At 63.2% G+C, this 1,712-nt stretch carries 2 protein-coding genes; one reads left to right on the plus strand and one right to left on the minus strand.

The window, feature by feature from the left end; all coding sequences use genetic code 11:
- On the minus strand, positions 1 to 920 hold a 920-nt coding region (locus tag AC2VON_RS18370), incomplete at its 3' end, for a PE-PPE domain-containing protein (protein ID WP_486954238.1).
- A gap of 575 nt (positions 921 to 1,495) precedes the next feature.
- Here AC2VON_RS18370 and AC2VON_RS18375 point away from each other — a divergent pair.
- A partial coding sequence (locus tag AC2VON_RS18375) for a PE-PPE domain-containing protein (protein ID WP_486954239.1) occupies positions 1,496 to 1,712 on the plus strand: 217 nt, incomplete at its 3' end.

The following is a 1,712-nucleotide window of genomic DNA, read 5'->3' on the forward strand; positions in this document are numbered from 1 at the left end:
ACGATGACGCGCAGGTCCGGCTGGATCAGGTCGATCAGCCATGGGGGCGCGCCGAGCTGCTCCAGCGGATCCAGCAGCGGCAGATGCTGGGTGGGAACCAGATAGTAGTGGGTCACGGTGTCGCCCACCGTGGGAAGCTGCTGAGCCGCCGCGATCTGTTCGGCCGTGAAAAGCGGGTAGGTGCCGTGTACGTATGCGATGCCGAGATCGGCGTTGAGATCGGCCAGGATATTGAGCGGGTATTGCGGGTAGTCGGCCCACCCGTCGTACTGTGCCGTGTAGATGTCGGTGGGGTACACATCGGCGGGGGTTGCGCCGGAGAACGACAGATCCAGCGAGGGGATGAAGGCGCCGTCGAAACGTTCCAGTACGCCGCCGTCGGGGTTGTTGCCGTCTCCGATCATCACGAAGGCGAGCTGGTCTGGGCTCGGCCGTTCGTCGGCCGGCAGTGCGGCCAGCCGTTGCAGCTCCATGGTTTCCACCGTTGCGCTTTGTGAGTACCCGAACGCCACCACACCGTTGCCGGCGTCGACTTGTTTCATGATCGCGGCGTTGAGGACGTCGGTGCCCTGTTGCAGAGAGAGTCCGAATGGCTCGCTGTCGAGCCCGGTGGTCGGTGCCAGCTGGTCGGGTATAGGCAGGCCGACCGAGGTGTATCCGGGGTAGTGCGGCGTGATGAACTTCTGGGCCTCGGCGAGGTAGCCGGCGGGAACTGGATACCACGGCGTCTCGGGCGTCACGCAGCACGGCCCGGTGCCGTTCATGACCAGCGCCTCGTCGGAGAGCAGCGCCACGTCGACCGCGACACGGGGCAGCCCGGAGGCGAACGGTGACGTCGTTGTCGGCGTCAACCCCAGCAGGGTGGCGCCGGCAATCGCCAACGGGACACCACCCAGCGAACGCAAACGTCGACGCCTCATCGGGCACCTCCTCGGACCCGGCGCAGACGTAGAGCAGCATTCAGACTCACAGACTCAGTGGTGAGTCGTCAAACATATGCCAGCCGTCACCGGGCTGATGTCCATCGTCCCGCCATGGTGGGGATTAATCAAGATACAGTCGTTGTTGCATGCATCTGGCATGGCTTACCCATGGTCTTGGACCTGCATCGCTAAGGTTCTGCTCCCGAATGACCACTCAGAACCGGCCTCCGCAGCCGATACCGTGGCGACCGTAGCCACGATGGTGAGGGATGTCCAGTGCTTTGTGTCGCTACGGCGTGAAAGTTACAGTCGGCGATGTATGCTTTGGCGGCAAACGTGGATGCCTGGGGTGAGGAAATCGCAAATGGCTGATCGTAAGCTTGGCTGGCTGGGTTTAGGGCTGGCGACGACTGCCGGTGCCGGGGTCTTGTCGCTGACCGAGATGACGAATTCGGCCTTCGCGTACGGGGAGACGGGGGACGTCGTCGCAGGCAACGACTCGACCACGATCGGATTGGTCGTAGGTCCCAGCGAGGTACCGATCCCCGGATCCGAAGATGTCCAAGATGCTGATGAGTTCTACATCCGGCCTGCAGTTTGTGCTGGTCGGTGACCCCAACGCGCCCAACGGCGGGTTATCCGAGCGCTTCGACGGTTTGAATCTGCCCAGTGAGGGTATCGCGTACTCCGGTGCGACCCCCGCCAACTCCTTTCCGACCGACATCTACACCCTCGAATACGACGGCTTCGCCGACTTCCCGCGCTACCCCATCGATGTCCTGGCCGACC

The organism is Mycobacterium sp. TH-M82 (genome assembly GCF_057473605.1).